Source organism: Phreatobacter sp. (assembly GCF_030691135.1).
Lineage (GTDB): Bacteria > Pseudomonadota > Alphaproteobacteria > Rhizobiales > Phreatobacteraceae > Phreatobacter.
On the sequence record NZ_JAUYFA010000009.1, the window covers coordinates 1 to 18613 of the forward strand.

Sequence of the window (18613 nt, forward strand, 5' to 3'; positions counted from 1 at the left end):
GCCAGCGACACCGGTGCGCCCGCCGGCCCGCAACACCCGCCAGGCGCCGCCGCCGCCGATGGTCGCCCCCAATGCCGAAGGCGCCGGCGGGACCGTCGTCTTCGCCCGCCAGTCGACAGAGCGTGCCGCCGCGGTGTCCGCCATGCATGCTCCCGATCCGCGCGCCCAGCGCCTGATCCAGCAGCCGGTGCAGGTCGTCGCCATGACTTTCTCGGCCTCGGCGCCGGCAACCGTGCCGACGCAGCGCTTCACCGGCCAGGCGGTCTCGACGCTGCGGACCATCGAATTCGCCGCCGTCACGCCACAGCGCGGCGCCTTCCTCTCACGCTGAGCCCATCCCGCCGCCCCCGGACTTCCCGCCGGGAGGCGCGCGACTGACCTGCGCGCGGGGCCATGGCGGCTCCGCGCCCATCCGTTGCATCGTCCCGCAGGCCGGCCGCTGCGGCCGGCTCCGATCACAGTGCCGGAACGGCTGAACGCCGCGGACGATACGGGACGCCATGGACCCCATCCGCTTCATTCCGCCGGCTCTCGCCATCCTCTGGGGTCTGAACTGGCCCGCCGTGAAGATCGGCCTGTCGGAAGTGCCGCCCTTCGCGCTGCGCATGGGCGGCATGGGGGCGGGCGGGCTCATCCTGCTCGCGGTGGCGCTGATGAGCGGCCGTTCGCTGCAGGTCGCGCGGCGTGACGTCGTGCCGCTGGTGGTGGGCGGCTTCCTCAGCATCACGGTGTTCAATCTCGCGGTGGTCTTCGCCCAGCTCAATACGACGACGTCGCGGGCGGCGATCCTCACCTTCACGACGCCGCTCTGGGCCATCGTGCTCGCCTATCTCGTGTTGGGGGAGAGGCTGGACCGGGCACGCATCGCGGCGCTGGTGATCGGGCTCGCCGGCATCGGCGTGCTGGCCTCGCCGATCTTCACCGGCGCGATCAATCCGCTCGGCGTGCTGTTTCCGGTGATCGCGGCGGTGAGCTGGGCTGCCGGCTCGGTCTATCTGAAGCGCCAGCCGCTCGGCGGCGAGCGCATGGTGGTGATCGGCTATCAGCTGCTGCTGGCGGCGGGGGTCGCCGCCATCGGCTTTGCGGCGAGCGGCGAGGTCCTGCCGACGCACCTCTCGACGGGGACGGCGCTCGCCATCGCCTATCACGTCATCGGCGCGACGTCGCTGGCCTACCTGCTGTGGTTCACGTTGCTCGACCGGCTGACGGTGGGGGCGGCCGCGATGACCACCTTCGCCATTCCCGTGGTCGGCGTCGCCAGCGCCATGGTGCTGGTGGGCGACCGGCCGGGCCTGCTCGACTATGCCGGCTTCGCCGCGGTCATCGCCGCGGCGGGCCTTGCGACGTTCGGAACGAAACGGGCCTGAGGGCGGAGCCCCTCACCCCATGCCGAGGGCCTGCTTGTAGAGCTCGAGGATCGCCTCTTCCTCCATGCGCTCGTCGCGGTCCTGCTTGCGCAGCGAGATGATCTTGCGCAGCACCTTGGTGTCGAAACCGTTGGCCTTGGCCTCGCCATAGACATCCTTGATGTCGTCCGACAGCGCCTTCTTCTCTTCCTCAAGGCGCTCGATGCGCTCGATGATGGACTTGAGCTGATCGGCTGCGACGCTTTGGGTATCGTCCATGTGCGGCTCCAGGGGCGAGGGCGAAGGGAGCCGCACTGGTTCGCGAATTCGCAACGCGGGGTCAAGCGGCGCGGTGCTTGTCCACAGGCCCGCCGGCCCCTATGCAACGCTGAGCGAACCCAGGCCGTGAAACCCGCGCTTTGACACCCTCTCCCATCCCCGACACGCCCGCGCCGCGCGCCTCGAAGGCAGGCGCCTTCATCGCGCTGCTGGCTGGCGCGCTGGCGCTCGGAATCTCGCCGGTCTTCGTGCGGCTGGCCGATGTCGGTCCCTTCGCCTCGGCCTTCTGGCGGGCGCTGCTGGCGCTCCCCGTCCTCTATCTGTGGATGCGGATCGAGGACCGGGGCCGGACCGGGCGCCCCGGCTTCACGCTGCCGGTCCTCCTGGCTGGCCTGTTCTTCGCCGGTGACCTGTTCTTCTGGCACCTGTCGATCCTTAACACGACGATCGCCAATTCCACCTTCCTCGCCACCACCGCGCCGGTCTGGGTCATTCTCGTCGCCTGGCTCTGGTTCAAGGACCGCATTTCCGTCTCGACCCTCGCCGGCCTGGCACTGTGCATCGCCGGCGGCGGCGCCCTTGTCGGCGACAGCCTGCAGATCGATCGCTCGCGCCTGATCGGCGACGCCTATGGGGCGGCGACCGGCGTCTTCTTCGGCCTCTATTTCCACGCCATCCGGGCCGGGCGCGTCACCCATGGCGCGGCGCGGCTGACGCTGCAGTCGACCACGGTGACAGCACTCGTGCTCTTCGCCGTGGCGCTGATGCTGGAGCCGCGCATCCTGCCGCAGACCGCCCAGGGCTGGCTGGCGGTGCTGGCGCTCGGCATGCTGACCCATGCGGCGGGGCAGGGGCTCCTGTCGGTGGCGCTCGGCACGCTGCCGACCGTGTTCTCCTCCCTGGTGATCTTCCTGGAGGCGGTCATCGCAGCGATCTTCGCCTGGATCGTGCTGGGGGAGGCCATCAGCCTCGTCCAGGTCGCGGGCGGAGCGGCAATCATGCTCGGCATCTGGGTGGCACGGCCGCGCTGAAGGGCAGCCCGCGTGCCGCTACGCCGGTGAGGATGCCGGCATCGTGCTCGGGAACCGACGCCCCCGTCGCGGTGGATGGCGGGCCGCGGCCCTTGCCGTTTCGTTGACAGGGCCGGTGCTATCAAGGAAAAGCCAAAGAGCTGGATGACAAGGCGCTGATGACTCGTCTCTCCCCCCGCGCATTCGCGATCCTCGCCGGCCTCCTGTCGGTCGCGACGTGGCTGTCCGGCACCAGCCCAGCCGCCGCCGACCTGCGCCTGTGCAACACGACGCAGAATCGGGTTGGCGTCGCCATCGGCTACAAGGACGGCGAGGGCTGGACGACCGAGGGCTGGTGGAACGTGCCGGCACGCTCCTGCGAGACCATCCTCCGGGGACCGCTGGTCGCCCGCTACTACTACCTCTACGCGGTCGACTACGATCAGGGCGGGGAGTGGTCCGGCCGCGCCTTCATGTGCTCGCGCGACAAGGAATTCACCATCCGCGGCATCGAGCAGTGCCTCGCCCGCGGCTATGACCGCCTCGGATTCTTCGAGGTCGACACCCAGGACCAGCGGCAATGGACGGTGCAATTGACCGACGAGGGCCAGCGTCCGGCCCAGGCGGCACCGCCCATGGCGGCGCCGGTGCCGCCGGCGAGCCCGGTGCGTCGGCCCGATCCGACGCCTGCATCAGGGACGCGGAGCACGCCGCTGCCGAATGCTCCCGCCGGGTCGGGCGGTGGCGGAGCGGGGATCCAGGGCGGCGTCCCGGCCTTCACGGCACCGCGGTGATGCGGCGAAATTAGCCGCCACGTCTGCGTTGCAAGACCTCGATCCATGCGCTACCCCAAACGGACAGATTGGGCTGGCTTTCAGGAGTTGAACCATGGCCTCCGAACCGCGAGTCGACGGCGTCGCCCCGATGGACTACGCCGAACACGAGCGCACCTACGCCTTCTTCGTCGGGCTGACGAAATGGGGCACGATTTCCCTGATCGTTCTCATGATCCTGATGGCAATCTTCCTGCTCTGACGGGTGACGCAGACCCGTTATCGAGGGGCAACGGGTGCCGCGACGACTGACATGACGCCCCTCGGAGCGGCCCGGCACAAGGGCGGACCGGAGGAGCATTCTATGCGGATCGCGATCCCCAGGGAGACGGAGGCCGGCGAGCCGCGCGTCGCCGGCACGCCCGACACGGTGAAGCGCCTGATGGCGCTGGGGGCTGACCTGGTCGTGGAACCGGGCGCGGGCCTCGCCTCCGGCATCATCGACGCCGATTACGAGGCGGTCGGTGCGAGCGTGTCCGCCGATGCCGTCAAGGGCGCCGACGTCGTCCTCAAGGTGCGCCGCCCGAGCGCTGCCGAACTCAAGTCCTACAAGGCCGGTGCCGTGGTGCTCGCCACCATGGACCCCTATGGCAACGAGGCCGCCCTGGCAGTCATGGCACAGGCCGGCATCGCCGCCTTCGCCATGGAACTGATGCCGCGCATCACCCGCGCCCAGGTCATGGACGTGCTGTCCAGCCAGGCCAATCTCGCCGGCTACCGCGCCGTGATCGACGGCGCCGGCGAGTTCGGCCGGGCGCTGCCGATGATGATGACCGCCGCCGGCACCGTGCCCGCCGCGAAGATCTTCGTCATGGGCGCCGGCGTCGCCGGGCTCCAGGCCATCGCCACCGCCCGCCGCCTCGGCGCTGTGGTGACCGCCACCGACGTGCGACCCGCCGCCAAGGAACAGGTGGAGAGCCTCGGCGCCAAGTTCGTCGCCGTCATGGACGACGAGTTCAAGCAGGCCGAGACGGCGGCAGGCTATGCCAAGCCGATGTCGGCCGAGTACCAGGCCAAGCAGGCGGCCCTGGTCGCCGAGCATATCGCCAAGCAGGACATCGTCATCACGACGGCGCTGATCCCCGGCCGGGCCGCGCCGCGGCTCGTCACTGCCGCCATGGCCGCCTCGATGAAGGCCGGCTCGGTATTGGTGGACCTCGCGGTCGAGCGCGGCGGCAATGTCGAGGGCGCCAGGATCGGCGAGACGGTGGTCACCGCCAACGGCGCGAAGATCGTCGGCCATGCCAATGTCCCGGGACGCCTCGCGGCGACCTCTTCGGCGCTCTATGCGAGGAACCTCTTTGCCTTCCTCGAGGTCATGATCGACAAGGCGTCGAAATCGCTGGTCGTCCCGTGGGAGGACGAGTTGGTGAAGGCGACGCTGCTGACGCGCGACGGCGCCGTCGTTCACCCGAACTTCCAGTCGGTGGCGCCGTCGCCGCCGGCAGCCCCCGCCACCGAAGCGGCGGCCGTGGACACGGCGCCGGCCAAGCCGAAGGCCGCGCCCAAGAAATCCACCAAGGCGTGATGTCCACCAAGGCCTGATCCGAGGGGAAAAGAATGACGACGCTGACGCCAGACCAGGCTCTCGAACGGGCCCGCGCCGCTGCCGAAGCCGCGCGCATCGCCGCCGAACAGGCGCGCCTCGCGGCCGAGCAGGCCACCGCCATGGCCGACCAGATCGCCACGGTGGCGGGTGCCGCCGTCCACAGCGCGACCGGCGGGGCGATCGACCCGACCGTCTTCCGCCTCACCATCTTCGCGCTCGCCGTCTTCGTCGGCTATTATGTGGTCTGGTCGGTGACGCCGGCCCTGCACACGCCGCTGATGTCGGTCACCAACGCCATCTCCTCCGTCATCGTCGTCGGCGCGCTTCTGGCGGTCAGCGTCCAGGTGATGGATTCCGGCACGGTCATGGCCCGGATCTTCGGCTTCATCGGGCTCGTGCTCGCGGCGATCAACATCTTCGGCGGCTTCCTCGTCACACAGCGCATGCTTGCGATGTACAAGGCGAAGGACAAGCCGGTGACGAGCAAGGGCTGAACCCATGTCGGCAAATCTCGCAGCCCTCCTCTATCTCGTATCCGGCGTCCTGTTCATCCTCAGCCTTCGCGGGCTGTCGAGCCCGGCCTCGTCGCGGCAAGGCAACCTGTTCGGCATGGTCGGCATGACCATCGCCATCCTGACGACGCTCGCCTACGCGCGCCCGGCCGGGATCGGGGCCTGGATCCTGGTTCTCGCCGGCCTCGGCATCGGCGGCGGTATCGGCGCTGTCATCGCCCGCCGCGTGCCGATGACCTCGATGCCGCAGTTGGTTGCCGCCTTCCATTCGGGCGTCGGCCTCGCCGCGGTCTTCGTCGCAGCTGCGGCGCTCTATGCGCCGACGGCCTTCGACATCGGCGCCCGCGGCACGATCAAGGGTCTGTCGCTGTTCGAGATGGGTCTCGGCGCCGCCATCGGCGCCATCACCTTCACGGGCTCGGTCATCGCCTTCCTGAAGCTCGACGGGCGGATGAGCGGCAAGCCGATCATGCTGCCGCAGCGCCATCTCATCAACATCGCCCTGGCCGCAGCCATTATCGTGCTGATGATCGTCTTCATGCGGACGGAGAGCACGCTCGCCTTCTGGCTGATCGTGATCCTCGCCTTCGTCATCGGCGTGACGCTGATCATCCCGATCGGCGGCGCCGACATGCCGGTCGTCGTGTCGATGCTCAACTCCTATTCGGGCTGGGCTGCGGCGGGCATCGGCTTCACGCTGGGCAATACGGCGCTGATCATCACCGGCGCCCTCGTGGGCTCGTCGGGCGCGATCCTGTCCTACATCATGTGCAAGGCGATGAACCGGTCCTTCATTTCCGTGATCCTCGGCGGCTTCGGCGGCGACGATGCGGCGGCGGGCGGATCGGCCGAGGCGCGGCCCTTCAAGGCGGGCTCGGCGGAGGACGCCGCCTACATCATGAAGAACGCCCAGAAGGTCATCATCGTGCCCGGCTACGGCATGGCGGTGGCGCAGGCGCAGCACGCCCTGCGCGAGATGGCCGACCTCCTGAAGAAGGAGGGTGTCGAGGTGAAGTATGCCATCCACCCGGTGGCGGGCCGCATGCCCGGGCACATGAACGTGCTGCTGGCCGAGGCCAATGTGCCCTATGACGAGGTCTTCGAGCTCGAGGACATCAACTCGGAATTCGCCCAGGCCGACGTCGCCTTCGTCATCGGCGCCAACGACGTGACCAACCCGGCGGCGAAGACCGACAAGACCTCGCCGATCTACGGCATGCCCATCCTCGACGTGGAGAAGGCCGGCAACATCCTGTTCGTCAAGCGCGGCATGGGCGGCGTCGGTTATGCCGGTATCGACAACGACGTGTTCTACCGCGACAACACGATGATGCTGCTCGCCGACGCCAAGAAGATGGTGGAGAACATCGTCAAGGCGCTGGGGCATTGAGTTCCATCCTCCTCGGTTGAGGGGCGGCCGCAGCGTGGTCTAGGATCGGGCGGGGCTTTCGGGCCCCGCTTCTTTTTTGGGGAGGCACCATGCTGTTCATGGTCATCGAGCGCTTCGCGGGGTGCGATCCGGTGCCCGTCTATCGGCGCGTGCGGGACAAGGGCCGCTCGCTGCCCGAGGGGCTCACCTATGTCGGCAGCTGGATCGAGCCGAATTTCGACCGCTGCTTCCAGCTGATGGAATGCGACGACCTCCGTCTGCTGCAGGAATGGGTGCTGTCGTCGCGCGGCTCCGGCGTGACGTTCGAGATCGTGCCGGTGGTGACGAGCGACCAGACCCGGGCGGTCGTCGCGCCCCATCTCGACGGTCCGGCGCCATGAGCATCGTCATCCGTCCCTACGAACCCGGGGACCACGCCGCGGTCGTCGGTCTCGTCCACCAGCTCAACCTCTATGAGGACGCCATTTCCGCCGACCGCGCCCGCGACGTGAAGGCGGCCGAGGCCTGCCTCGACGCCGATCTCAAGCGCGTGGCGCGTGACGGAGGCGCAGTGATGGTCGCGCTCGACGGCCCCGAGCCGGTCGGGATGATGTGTTTCGTGCTGGACCAGCCGCCGCCGTTCCTGCGGGCCGATATCGCGCAGACCGGCTGGGTGACGGAACTCGTCATCGACGAGCGCTACCGGGGGCAGGGGATCGGCACTGCGCTGCTGACCGAGGCGGAGCGTCTTGCCCGCGACCATGGGGTGAAGCGCCTGATGATCGGCGCCATCGTCGGCAACCACATCGCCCGCAAGGCCTATGAGCGCTTCGGCTTCCGCCCCGCGGTGATGGAACTGGCGAAAGACCTGGAGTGACCCGCCTCAGTTGAACAGGCGGTAGCTCTGGCCGGCACGGCCGCCGAGGCGGGCGAAGCCCTCGCGGGCGCCGGGATGGTTCTCCTCGACGCTGATGGCCTTGGTGTAGGAGCCAAGCGCCCGCTCGTTGTCGCCGGTGCGCTCCAGCGCCTGGCCACGCGCCACCCACAGATCGGGATTGCGCTGGTCGAACTGCACTGCCTCGTTGAAGTCGTCGAGGGCGAGCTTGTTCTCGTTGATGGCGAGATAGCTGAGGCCGCGGCCGTAATAGGGCTCGGCATTGTTCGGCGCGAGGCCGAGGGCGGTGGTGAAATCCTCGACCGCCTGGCGGTGGTTGCCCTGGGCGGCCCAGACGAGGGCGCGGTTGTGATAGGCCTGCGCGTTGGAGCCGTTGATCTGGATGGCGCGGTTGTAGTCGGCCAGCGCCTCGTTGTGGCGGTTCTGCGTCCGGTAGACGTTGCCGCGCCCGATATAGGCGGCGGCGTAGTTGGCGTCGGCGGCGATGGCCTGGTTGTAGTCGGCTATGGCAAGGTCGGCGCGGCCGCTCTGCCGATGCACCAGCGCCCTGTTCGACAGGGCCTGGACGTAATTCGGATCGATCTGGATGGCGCGGGAGAAATCGGCCAGTGCCTCGGCGCGGCGGCCCGTGCGGGCCAGCACCGTGCCGCGCATGTTGAAGGCCTGGGGATCGCTGGGGTTGCGCTGCACCACCTCGGTCAGCGAGGTCAGGTTGGCGGTCGAGCCGATATAGCTGGATTCGACATCGTCACCGCCGGTCGCCGACCCCGCCGACGTGACGCCGCCCGTTGAGCTGCAACCGGCGAGAGCCAGGCCCGCAGCCAGAAGCAGCAGCCGCGCCGTCAGGCGGACCGTCGCGTGGGCCGAACATGTCATGTCCCATCGTCCTATCATCGGCCTGAGTGGCGAGGCGGTCCGCAAGAGGCGGCCCTGGAATCGAACCGGCCCGCGATGATCTTTCGTCGCGGGCCTGGCAAAATTGCGGCGGGGATCGCCTTCTGGTGGTCAGCGGGCGCCAGGGGCGGCGCGAACCTTCACCGGCTTGGCGGGGATCAGGCCCTCGCGCTGAGCCTTCTTGCGGGCGAGCTTGCGTGCGCGACGCACGGCCTCCGCCTTTTCGCGCGCCTTCTTCTCCGAGGGCTTCTCGAAGTGGCCGCGCAGCTTCATTTCGCGGAAGATGCCCTCACGCTGCATCTTCTTCTTGAGCGCCTTGAGCGCCTGATCGACATTGTTGTCGCGAACAAGAACCTGCACGCCGATGATCCTTCAAGCCATCTGGAATCGAGATCGAGCAGAGCTCTCACGGAATACCGTGCGGATGCACCATGCCCAAAGAGGCTAGCCCCGTAACAGAATCCGAGCGCCCTGTCCACGGCCTTTCGGGGTTTCTGCCGAATTTTGAAGTCCTCGTTTGCGTCGCGGAAGCGGCGCAGCTATATCGGATGCGATTTCCCGATCCATTGATCGATACGAGGCGGTCGCCTCGGCCTGGACCCGCAGGGCCTGGGCCCGGGAGCCCTCACGCTCCCGCCCCGGCCGCCGCTTCCGCCCGATCATCCTTAACGAGGCACGCCATGACCCAGCTTCTCATGCCCAAGGCGACCGCCGTCTGGCTCGTCGACAACACCGGGTTGTCCTTCGAGCAGATCGCCGCCTTCTGCACCCTGCACCCGCTCGAGGTGAAGGCCATCGCCGACGGCGAGGCGGCCCAGGGAATCAAGGGCGCCGATCCCGTCATTAGCGGCCAGCTGACCCGCGAGGAGATCGCCAAGGCGGAGAAGGATCCGGTCCACCGCCTCAAGCTCGCCCCGCCGAAGGTCAAGCTGCCCGAGGTCAAGTCGAAGAAGGGCCCGCGCTACACGCCGGTGTCGCGTCGCCAGGACCGCCCGAACGCCATCCTCTGGCTTGTGCGCAACCACCCGGAAGTGAAGGACGCGGCCATCATGCGCCTCGTCGGCACGACCAAGCCGACCATCGCCGCGATCCGTGACCGGACGCATTGGAACTCGCAGACGCTGTCGCCGATGGATCCGGTGACGCTCGGCCTTTGCTCGCAGATCGACCTCGACCTCGAGGTCAATCGCGCCGCCAAGGAGCGTGGCCCCGTCGACACGACGCCGGAGCAGACCCTGTTGCCGGCCGACCAGACGACCTCGGCTCCGGCCAAGTACGATCCTTTCGAGCGCAACGAGGGGCCGAAGCGCGAAGAGCGCTACGACGCGGAAAAGGTCTTCGCCAACCTGAAGTCGCTCCGCGACGACGACGACCAGCGCTGAAGCGTCTCTTTTCCCGACGCGCCCGACGTTGTAACCGGGTGCGCCCCGGCTGCGTCCGGGGCGTGCCCGATTCGCATTCCGGAGACTGACCATGTCCGATGCAGCACGCAGCCCGATCTCGCTCGAGGGGCTCGATCTGGCCGCTCTCGTGGCGAGCCGGGTCTGCCACGACGTGATTTCGCCGGTCGGCGCAATCGTCAACGGTCTTGAGCTGATGGAAGACGGCGCCGATCAGGCGACGACGGAACTCGCCCTCGATCTCATCCGCAAGAGCGCCAAGACGGCCTCGGCCCGCCTGCAGTTCTGCCGCATCGCCTTCGGCGCGGCGGGCTCGGCCGGCTCGGCGATCGACACGCGCGACGCGCATCAGGTGTCGACGAATTTCCTCAACGACGACCGTACGACGGTGGACTGGCACATTCCGCCGGCCTTCCTGCCGAAGAACCGTGTGAAGCTCCTGCTCAATCTCCTGATGCTGGCGGCCGGGGCCATCCCGCGCGGCGGCGTGATCAAGGTCGAGATGACAGGCGAGGGCGACACGGCCGGGTTCGCCATCCTCGTGACGGGGCTGAATGCGCGCATTCCGCCCCATGCCAACGAACTGCTCGCCGGCATCCCCGCCAACGAGCAGGGCACCATCGACGCCCATGCGATCCAGCCCTATTACGCAGGCCTTTTGGCCCGTGCCGCCGGTATGTCCGTAAGCGTCGCGAAGATCGAGGACTGGGTCGAAATCACCGCGTCCTGAAAATGGGCATATCTTTCTGTGAAATTGTTAACCCCTTGCGCGACAATCAGTTCTTTCGCCTCCCCTCATTCCACGAGGTAAAATCGCTTCAGCAAAGTTTAACCCTTTTCCCCGACACTTGGAAACATGAGGCAAGCCGCATCGCCGGCTAGGCCGTAGTTTCTATAGTCCGGGCTGGGCAAACATGGATGACTTGCTGCGCGAATTCCTGACGGAAACCAACGAGAGCCTCGACGTTGTCGACGTCGAGCTCGTGCGGTTCGAGCAAGACCCCAACAACGCCGCGATCCTCGGCAACATCTTCCGGCTGGTCCACACCATCAAGGGAACCTGCGGTTTCCTCGGCCTTCCGCGTCTCGAAGCGCTGGCCCATGCCGCCGAGACCCTGATGGGCAAGTACCGTGACGGCTCTCCGGTCACGGAGCAGGGCGTCACGATGATCCTCCAGACCATCGATCGGCTGAAGGAAATCCTCGGCGACCTCGAGGGCGCCGGCGCCGAGCCGGAAGGCGAAGACGGCGATCTGATCTCGCAACTCGAGGAAATGTCGATGGCAGCCGATACGGCGCCGGCCGCAGCCCCCGTCGCGCAGAAGGCTCCTCCTCCTGTCGCTGCCCCCGAACCGGCGGTGGAGCGGACCCTGCGCCCCGGCGAAGTGTCGCTGGACGAGCTGGAGCGTGCCTTCCGCGAGACCGAGGCCGAGGTGGCCGTGGCTCCCCTGCCTGAAGTCGCCGCCCCCTCGGTTGTGCCCGAGGCCCCCAAGGTCGAGGCGAAGAAGCCTGCGGCGCGTCCCGCCAAGGCAGTCGCTGCCGGCGGCGATGACGAGATCGAGGGCGTGAAGGGCCAGCAGACGCTCCGCGTCAATGTCGACACGCTCGAGCAACTGATGACCATGGTCTCCGAGCTCGTGCTGACGCGCAACCAGCTGCTGGAGATCGTCCGCCGCCACGAGGATTCCGAATTCAAGGTGCCGTTGCAGCGCCTTTCCAACGTCACCGCCGAGCTGCAGGACGGCGTGATGAAGACCCGCATGCAGCCGATCGGCAATGCCTGGCAGAAGCTGCCCCGCATCGTCCGCGACCTCGGCAACGAACTCGGCAAGCAGATCGATCTGGATATGCACGGTGCCGAAACCGAACTGGACCGCCAGGTGCTCGACCTGATCAAGGATCCGCTCACCCATATGGTGCGCAACTCCGCCGATCACGGCCTTGAGGGCACCGAGCAGCGCCGCCTCGCCGGCAAGCCGGAGAAGGGCACGATCAAGCTCTCCGCCTATCATGAGGGCGGCCATATCGTCATCGCGATCTCCGACGACGGACGCGGCCTCAACACCGACCGCATCAAGAAGAAGATCCTCGAGCAGAACCTCGCCACCGAGGCAGAGCTCGAGAAGATGACGGAAGCGCAGATCCACAAGTATATCTTCGCGCCGGGCTTCTCGACCGCGGCGGCCGTCACCTCGGTTTCCGGCCGCGGCGTCGGCATGGACGTGGTGCGGACCAACATCGACCAGATCGGCGGCACCATCGACCTGAAGTCGGTGCCGGGCGAGGGCACGACCGTCACCATCAAGATCCCGCTGACGCTCGCCATCGTTTCGGCGCTGATCGTCGAGAGCGCCGGCGACCGCTTCGCCGTTCCCCAGCTGTCGGTGATCGAGCTCGTCCGCGCCCAGCAGAATTCGGAGCACCGGATCGAGCGGATCAAGGACACGCCCGTCCTGCGCCTGCGCAACAAGCTCCTGCCGCTGGTCCACCTGCGCCAGCTCCTCGGCATCGCCGGTGGCGAGCCGCTGGACGAGACCGCGGGCTTCATCGTGGTCACCCAGGTCGGCAGCCAGACCTTCGGTATCGTGGTCGATCAGGTCTTCCACACCGAGGAAATCGTCGTGAAGCCGATGTCCTCCAAGCTCCGCCACATCACGATGTTCTCGGGCACGACCATCCTCGGCGACGGCTCGGTCATCATGATCATCGACCCGAACGGCATCGCCTCGGCCATCGGCACCGACGTCTCAACCGAAGCCAGCGAGAAGGAAGCCGATTCCCGCCGCGGCAACGAGCGCCAGCTCATCTCCATGCTGGTCTTCCGCGCCGGATCTCGCGAGCAGAAGGCCGTGCCGCTCTCCCTCGTCACCCGCCTCGAAGAGGTGGCCGTCGACAAGATCGAGCAGGCCCATGGCCGCCATCTCGTTCAGTACCGCGGGGCGCTGATGCCGCTGGTCTCGGTATCGGGCTTCATGGAACTGCGCAGCGAAGGCAGTCAGCCCCTCCTCGTCTTCTCCGACTCGGGCCGCTCCATGGGCCTCGTCGTCGACGAGATCGTCGACATCGTCGAGGATGCACTGAACATCGAGGTCTCCGCCGACGTTCCCGGCCTGCTCGGCTCGGCCGTCATCAAGGGCCAGGCCACCGAGATTCTCGACATCGGGCACTATCTGCCGCTCGCCTTCGAGGACTGGTTCAAGCGCAAGGAAATGCGCATCGAGGCGCTGACCCGCAAATTGCTCTTCGTCGACGACTCGCCGTTCTTCCGCAACATGCTGACCCCCGTGCTGAAGGCGGCCGGCTACGACGTCGTCACCGCGGCGGGCGGCTCGGAAGGGCTCGACATCCTGAAGGGTGGCGACAGGTTCGACGTCGTCGTCTCGGATATCGAGATGCCGGAGATGAACGGGTTCGAGTTCGCCGAGGCCATGCGGTCGGACAAGCGTTTCGCCACCACCCCGGTGATCGCGCTGTCTTCGCTGACCAATCCGGCCGCCATCGAGCGGGCGCGGGTCGCCGGCTTCCACGACTATGTCGCGAAATTCGACCGGCAGGGCCTCATTGCGGCGCTGAAGGAAACCTCCAACGAAATCGCCCAGGCGGCGTAAAACACCTTGCGTGAGGATGTGTCCATGCAGACCACCAGCGACGACGTCACGGAGTACGTGACCGTGCTGATCGGCGGCCAGTTGTTCGGCCTGCCCATCTCCCGCGTGCAGGACGTGTTCATGCCCGATCGGCTGACGCGCGTGCCGCTCTCCCATCCGGACATTGCCGGCGTGCTCAACCTGCGCGGCCGCATCGTCACGGCGATCGACATGCGGATCCGCCTCGGAATCCCGCGCGAGAAGGATGCCAAGCCCGCCATGGCGGTCGGCATCGAATCACGCGGCGAAAGCTACGGCCTGCTCATCGACTCGGTGGGCGAGGTTCTGAAGCTCTCTCCCGACAGCCGCGAAAAGAACCCGATCAATCTCGATGTGCGCTGGGCCCGCGTGTCGGCCGGCGTGCATCGCCTGGATGGCCAGTTGATGGTCATCCTCGACGTCGATTCCGTACTCGCCATGGGCGGCGAGCAATTGGCAGCATGATCATATTCAAAGCGTAGGACCCAAGCCGATGAAAACCTGTCTGGTGGTCGACGACAGCTCGGTGATCCGCAAGGTCGCCCGGCGAATCCTGGAAGGCCTCGGCTTCGCCATCGAGGAGGCCGAAGACGGCCAGAAGGCGCTGGAGTTCTGCTACGGCACCATGCCGGAAGCGATCCTGCTGGACTGGAACATGCCGGTGATGGACGGCTACGAATTTCTGCGGGAACTGCGCAAGCTGCCCGGCGGACAGGCACCCAAGGTGGTTTTCTGCACCACCGAGAACGATGTCGCCCATATCGCCCGCGCCATGCATGCCGGCGCGAACGAATACATCATGAAACCGTTCGACAAGGACATTGTTGAGGCCAAGTTCACTGAAGTTGGCCTGATCTGATCCGTCGCGGCGCAAGCCGTCCTGTTCTGCGTATAGTTCCGAGTACCGGCGTATGAGTCTCGTGTCCTTCAAGGCCACCCCCGGCGGGGCTGTGCCCACTGCCAGCGATCCCATCAAGGTGATGGTGGTCGACGATGCGGTCGTCGTCCGCGGCTTGGTCGGCCGCTGGATCGCCGAAGAATCCGACATGACGCTGGTTGCCTCCCACCGCTCGGGACGCGAAGCGGTCGCCGATATCGCCAAGAAAAACCCCGACGTCGTCATCCTCGACATCGAGATGCCGGACATGGACGGCATGACGGCGCTGCCGCTGATCATTGCCGCCAAGCGTGACGTCATGGTGCTGATGGCCTCGACGCTCACCCGCCGCAACGCCGAGATCTCGCTGAAATGCCTGTCGCTCGGCGCAGCCGATTATGTGCCGAAGCCGGAGACCAATGCGGGTGTCACCACCTCGCCCGCCTTCAAGCGTGAAATTCTCGACAAGGTCCGCGCCCTCGGCCGTCGCCGGAAGATCGCCGGACGGGTGTTCCGCGCCGCATCGGCAGCCGGCAGCATGCCGGCCGCACCGGGCCGGGTTGCGGCGCCGTCGCTGGCACCCCATTCGGTCGGCTTCCACGAGCCGAGCTTCAAGCTTCGTCCGTTCGGCACGATCATGCCGAAGGTTCTCGCCATCGGCTCCTCAACGGGAGGGCCGCAGGCGCTGACCACGGTGCTCAAGGCGCTGGGTTCGTTCATCGACCGTGTGCCGGTTCTGATCACCCAGCACATGCCACCGACCTTCACCACCATTCTGGCCGAACATGCGGCGAAGGCCTCCGGGCGTCCCGCGGCCGAGGGACGCGACGGCGAGCCGGTCGTGGCCGGCCGCATCTATGTCGCTCCGGGCGGCAAGCACATGGTGGTCAAGAAGACCGGTGGAACCACGGTCATCCAGCTCGAGGACGGCCCGCCCGTCAACTTCTGCAAGCCCGCCGTCGACCCTCTCTTCGCCTCGGTCGCCCAGGTCTGGGGTTCGCAGTCCTTCGGCTGCGTGCTCACCGGGATGGGTCATGACGGTGCCCACGGCTGCGGCGACATCGTCGCGGCTGGTGGCAGCGTCATCGCCCAGGATGAAGCGACGAGCGTCGTTTGGGGCATGCCAGGTGCAGTCGCCCAGGGCGGCCACGCCTCGGCCGTGCTGCCCATCGACCAGATCGCCTCGAAGATCATGCGTGTTTTCTCGGGAGACCGGTCGTGACGCCACTCGATTACGACTTCCTGCGCGGCTTCCTGAAAACCCGCTCCGGCCTCGTGCTGTCGAACGACAAGCAGTATCTCATCGAGAGCCGGCTGATGCCGATCGTGCGTAAGGACGGGATGAACGGCATCACCGACCTCGTCCAGAAGCTCAAGGCTCCCGGTGCGGAGGCGCTCGCCGCCAAGGTCACCGAGGCCATGACGACCAATGAGAGCTTCTTCTTCCGCGACAAGACCCCCTTCGATCATTTCAAGGAGGTCATGCTGCCGGCCATGCTGAAGGCGCGCGCGACGAAGCGGCATATCCGCATCTGGTGCGCGGCGGCATCGACCGGGCAGGAGCCCTATTCGCTGGCGATGATCCTGAAGGAGATGGGCCATCAGCTCGCCGGCTGGCGTTTCGAGATCATCGGCACCGACCTTTCGGGCGACGTTCTTGAGCGCGCCAAGGCAGGCATCTACAGCCAGTTCGAGGTCCAGCGCGGCCTGCCGATCCAGATGCTGCTGAAGTACTTCGTCCAGAACGGAGACCAGTGGACCATCTCCCCGGAGATCCGGTCGATGGTGCACTACCGGACGCTCAACCTCCTGAACGACTTCTCGGCCCTCGGGCAGTTCGACATCGTCTACTGCCGCAACGTGCTGATCTATTTCGACCAGCCGACCAAGATCGATGTGCTGAACCGGACCGCCAGGCTGACCGCGCCCGATGGCTACCTGCTGCTCGGCGCCGCCGAGACGGTGGTCGGGCTCACTGACTCGTTCAAGCCGATCGCCGATCGCCGCGGCCTCTATGTACCCGCGGTCAAGACAACGGCGACCACGGCAGCGCCGGCCGCAAAGGTCTTCGCCATGGCGGGCGGCCGGCCGCTCTGATCCGGTCCGTCGCATAGCAGGAGTTCAGGGCCCCCTGTGGGCGCCCTTCTTCTTGCGCTCTCCAGATGCTAGGGGCTCGGTCGCCTCCCACGGGGCACTCCCAGGCAGCCAGGCGCGATGATCACCGATCCGTTTTTCTATGTCGTCGCCATACCGGCCGTCATCCTCTACGGCTTGTCGAAGGGGGGCTTCAGCGGCGTCGCCATCCTGTCGATGCCGCTGCTGTCGCTGGCGATCTCGCCCATCCAGGCCGCCGCCATCATGCTCCCGGTGCTGATGGTGCAGGACGTGGTCAGCGTGTGGAGCTACCGGCGCACCTGGGACAAGGCGACGCTCGTCCATCTCGCGCCCGGGGCACTGGCCGGGATTCTCGCCGGCTATCTGTTCGCTTCCCAGGTGTCGGAACCGGCGGTACGGATCATCGTCGGGCTCATCGCGGTCACCTTCTGCCTCGACCGCTGGCTGCGGCCTCCGCCGGCCGGCGGCGAGCAGCGCCCGCAGAACTGGCTCTCGGGCTCGATCCTCGGCTCCCTCTGTGGCTATACGAGCTTCGTCATCCATGTCGGCGGGCCACCGTTCAATATGTACGCCATGCCCCGCGGCCTTTCACGCGACGTCTTCGTCGGATCGGCCGCCGTGTTCTTTGCAGCGGTCAACATCGTCAAGGTGACGCCCTTCGTGGCTCTGGGGCAGCTGACCCTGGCCAATCTTGCGACGGCAGCGACGCTGTTTCCGCTGGCGGTGCTGGCGAACATGGGCGGAATATGGCTGGTCCGGCGGGTGCCGACGGTCCTCTTCTACCGGATCATCTACATCCTCACCTTCGTCGTCGGCTGCGTGCTGCTCGCCGATGGGTTGAGGGCGGTGCTCTGACGGCGCCGTAGCTCAAGGGTCGCTCGCAGGCGCTGCTGTCCCCAACGATCTGTGACGGCCGATGATGATCAGCCGAGAGTGCTCGGCCGCTTCAGCCAGGGAATCGGCATTGTCCACCTTCTTTCCCGGCTGCGTGCTGCCTGTTCGAGCGGTGTTGGTCGCATGTGCAGGGCGCAACGAAAAAGGGCCGCCCGAAGGCGACCCTTTCGCAGACTATCCGAGACGGATCGATCAGCTTCAGTAACGGGCGACGACCGCAGACGGGCCGGTCGAGAACAGGTAGGTCACGCCGACACGCACCGCGTGCGAGCGCGGATTGTGGCGGTAAGTGAAGCCGGGGAAGGCGACGAGGCTGGCGTTGGAGACGCGTCCATAGTCGGAGTAGCGATACTCGAGCCGGGCAGTCCAGTTCGGCGTGAAGGCATATTCGACACCGGCGCCGACGGTCCAGCCGGCCTGGGTGCGGGTGAAGTTCTCAATGATGGCCGGAGTGAAATAGCCATAGCGCATCTGCGCTACCGCAAGACCACCGGTGACGTAGAACAGGGCGCGATCGACCGCGATACCGCCACGCAGACGCAGCGAACCCTGGAAATTCGACCGGAACCGCGTTCCAATGCCGCCGGGCAGCGTATAGCCGCCGCTGACGCCCGAGGCCTCGATATCGCCTTCGACGCCGAGGACGAAGTTGTTGATCTGATAGTTGACGCCGGCATGGATGCCGCCGGTGATGCCACCGGTGTTGAAGCCCTGGTTGAAACCGGTGGCGACGCCCGTGGCGGTGATGAACTCACGGGTCCTGTCGTTGAACCAGACGCCGCCGACCTGGCCGCCGAGATAGAACCCGCTCCAGTTGAAGGCCGGCGCCATGACCGCGCCAGCGATCGGCGCGCGCGGGGAGCCGAGATCAGCGGCCTGGGCACCGGTGGCGAGGGCGGCGATAGCGGCGCTCGCAAGGAGGAATTTCTTCATTGGATAGATCCTTGTGTCTAATTTCAGCCGTGGGCGAACCACTGCCAAGCCTTTCGATGCCGTTTCTCACGATGCTGCGGC

At 66.8% G+C, this 18613-nt stretch carries 21 protein-coding genes and 1 pseudogene; 18 read left to right on the forward strand and 4 right to left on the reverse strand.

Features of this window, described 5'->3' with window-relative positions; all coding sequences use genetic code 11:
- A partial coding sequence (locus tag Q8O26_RS00975; protein ID WP_305572588.1) for a hypothetical protein occupies nucleotides 1–331 on the forward strand: 331 nt, incomplete at its 5' end.
- A 169-nt stretch (nucleotides 332–500) separates the two neighbouring features.
- The gene (locus Q8O26_RS00980; RefSeq protein WP_305572590.1) at nucleotides 501–1367 is read left to right on the forward strand and encodes a DMT family transporter; all 867 of its coding nucleotides are present in this window, start codon (nucleotides 501–503) and stop codon (nucleotides 1365–1367) included.
- 12 nt (nucleotides 1368–1379) lie between these two features.
- Here the strand turns inward: Q8O26_RS00980 and Q8O26_RS00985 are convergent, their stop codons facing one another.
- Nucleotides 1380–1625, reverse strand: a complete 246-nt coding sequence (locus tag Q8O26_RS00985; protein ID WP_305572592.1) for a DUF2312 domain-containing protein — start codon at nucleotides 1623–1625, stop codon at nucleotides 1380–1382.
- A gap of 140 nt (nucleotides 1626–1765) precedes the next feature.
- Here Q8O26_RS00985 and Q8O26_RS00990 point away from each other — a divergent pair, with 140 nt between their 5' ends.
- The 8 genes and pseudogenes from Q8O26_RS00990 to Q8O26_RS01025 all read left to right on the forward strand — a co-directional run bounded on the left by Q8O26_RS00990 (nucleotide 1766) and on the right by Q8O26_RS01025 (nucleotide 7775).
- Nucleotides 1766–2656, forward strand: a complete 891-nt coding sequence (locus tag Q8O26_RS00990; RefSeq protein WP_305572594.1) for a DMT family transporter — start codon at nucleotides 1766–1768, stop codon at nucleotides 2654–2656.
- Nucleotides 2657–2814: 158 nt separating this feature from the next.
- Nucleotides 2815–3429 (forward strand): DUF1036 domain-containing protein, encoded by a 615-nt coding sequence (locus Q8O26_RS00995; RefSeq protein WP_305572596.1) that lies wholly within the window; start codon nucleotides 2815–2817, stop codon nucleotides 3427–3429.
- Between the two features lie 94 nt (nucleotides 3430–3523).
- Nucleotides 3524–3655, forward strand: a pseudogene (locus Q8O26_RS01000) (aa3-type cytochrome c oxidase subunit IV); the annotation flags it as partial.
- 117 nt (nucleotides 3656–3772) lie between these two features.
- Complete coding sequence (locus Q8O26_RS01005) at nucleotides 3773–4996, forward strand: Re/Si-specific NAD(P)(+) transhydrogenase subunit alpha (protein ID WP_305572598.1); 1224 nt, start codon at nucleotides 3773–3775, stop codon at nucleotides 4994–4996.
- Between the two features lie 32 nt (nucleotides 4997–5028).
- Nucleotides 5029–5511: a proton-translocating transhydrogenase family protein gene (locus tag Q8O26_RS01010; RefSeq protein ID WP_305572600.1), complete on the forward strand. Its 483-nt coding sequence runs from the start codon at nucleotides 5029–5031 to the stop codon at nucleotides 5509–5511.
- Nucleotides 5512–5515: 4 nt separating this feature from the next.
- Nucleotides 5516–6919 carry an NAD(P)(+) transhydrogenase (Re/Si-specific) subunit beta gene (locus Q8O26_RS01015; RefSeq protein ID WP_305572601.1) on the forward strand — a complete coding sequence of 468 codons (1404 nt, stop codon included), beginning with the start codon at nucleotides 5516–5518 and terminating at the stop codon, nucleotides 6917–6919.
- A gap of 89 nt (nucleotides 6920–7008) precedes the next feature.
- Complete coding sequence (locus tag Q8O26_RS01020; protein WP_305572603.1) at nucleotides 7009–7299, forward strand: DUF3303 domain-containing protein; 291 nt, start codon at nucleotides 7009–7011, stop codon at nucleotides 7297–7299.
- The gene (locus tag Q8O26_RS01025; protein ID WP_305572605.1) at nucleotides 7296–7775 is read left to right on the forward strand and encodes a GNAT family N-acetyltransferase; all 480 of its coding nucleotides are present in this window, start codon (nucleotides 7296–7298) and stop codon (nucleotides 7773–7775) included. Before Q8O26_RS01020 ends, Q8O26_RS01025 begins: the two co-directional genes overlap by 4 nt.
- Before the next feature lie 6 nt (nucleotides 7776–7781).
- Here the strand turns inward: Q8O26_RS01025 and Q8O26_RS01030 are convergent, their stop codons facing one another.
- Nucleotides 7782–8669: a tetratricopeptide repeat protein gene (locus Q8O26_RS01030; RefSeq protein WP_305572607.1), complete on the reverse strand. Its 888-nt coding sequence runs from the start codon at nucleotides 8667–8669 to the stop codon at nucleotides 7782–7784.
- A 129-nt stretch (nucleotides 8670–8798) separates the two neighbouring features.
- Entirely contained in the window at nucleotides 8799–9047 is a 249-nt protein-coding gene (rpsU, locus tag Q8O26_RS01035; protein ID WP_371134411.1) for a 30S ribosomal protein S21, read from the reverse strand.
- Nucleotides 9048–9367: 320 nt separating this feature from the next.
- On the opposite strand from rpsU, the gene Q8O26_RS01040 reads away from it, so the two are divergent.
- The 8 genes from Q8O26_RS01040 (at nucleotide 9368) to Q8O26_RS01075 (ending at nucleotide 17560) form a co-directional block, all read left to right on the forward strand.
- The gene (locus Q8O26_RS01040; protein WP_305572608.1) at nucleotides 9368–10069 is read left to right on the forward strand and encodes a DUF1013 domain-containing protein; all 702 of its coding nucleotides are present in this window, start codon (nucleotides 9368–9370) and stop codon (nucleotides 10067–10069) included.
- Between the two features lie 91 nt (nucleotides 10070–10160).
- Entirely contained in the window at nucleotides 10161–10817 is a 657-nt protein-coding gene (gene chpT, locus Q8O26_RS01045; protein WP_305572610.1) for a histidine phosphotransferase ChpT, read from the forward strand.
- Nucleotides 10818–11001: 184 nt separating this feature from the next.
- Nucleotides 11002–13695 carry a chemotaxis protein CheW gene (locus Q8O26_RS01050; RefSeq protein ID WP_305572612.1) on the forward strand — a complete coding sequence of 898 codons (2694 nt, stop codon included), beginning with the start codon at nucleotides 11002–11004 and terminating at the stop codon, nucleotides 13693–13695.
- Between the two features lie 24 nt (nucleotides 13696–13719).
- The gene (locus Q8O26_RS01055; protein ID WP_305572613.1) at nucleotides 13720–14178 is read left to right on the forward strand and encodes a chemotaxis protein CheW; all 459 of its coding nucleotides are present in this window, start codon (nucleotides 13720–13722) and stop codon (nucleotides 14176–14178) included.
- A gap of 28 nt (nucleotides 14179–14206) precedes the next feature.
- Nucleotides 14207–14572 carry a PleD family two-component system response regulator gene (locus tag Q8O26_RS01060; protein ID WP_305572615.1) on the forward strand — a complete coding sequence of 122 codons (366 nt, stop codon included), beginning with the start codon at nucleotides 14207–14209 and terminating at the stop codon, nucleotides 14570–14572.
- A 52-nt stretch (nucleotides 14573–14624) separates the two neighbouring features.
- A complete protein-coding gene (locus tag Q8O26_RS01065; RefSeq protein WP_305572617.1) occupies nucleotides 14625–15812 on the forward strand; it encodes a chemotaxis response regulator protein-glutamate methylesterase in 1188 nt (395 codons plus the stop codon).
- Nucleotides 15809–16687, forward strand: a complete 879-nt coding sequence (locus Q8O26_RS01070; protein ID WP_305572619.1) for a protein-glutamate O-methyltransferase CheR — start codon at nucleotides 15809–15811, stop codon at nucleotides 16685–16687. Before Q8O26_RS01065 ends, Q8O26_RS01070 begins: the two co-directional genes overlap by 4 nt.
- A gap of 117 nt (nucleotides 16688–16804) precedes the next feature.
- Nucleotides 16805–17560 (forward strand): sulfite exporter TauE/SafE family protein, encoded by a 756-nt coding sequence (locus tag Q8O26_RS01075; protein ID WP_305572621.1) that lies wholly within the window; start codon nucleotides 16805–16807, stop codon nucleotides 17558–17560.
- 237 nt (nucleotides 17561–17797) lie between these two features.
- On the opposite strand, the gene Q8O26_RS01080 is transcribed toward Q8O26_RS01075, so the two are convergent.
- Complete coding sequence (locus tag Q8O26_RS01080) at nucleotides 17798–18532, reverse strand: outer membrane protein (RefSeq protein ID WP_305572623.1); 735 nt, start codon at nucleotides 18530–18532, stop codon at nucleotides 17798–17800.
- Nucleotides 18533–18613 lie beyond the last annotated feature (81 nt).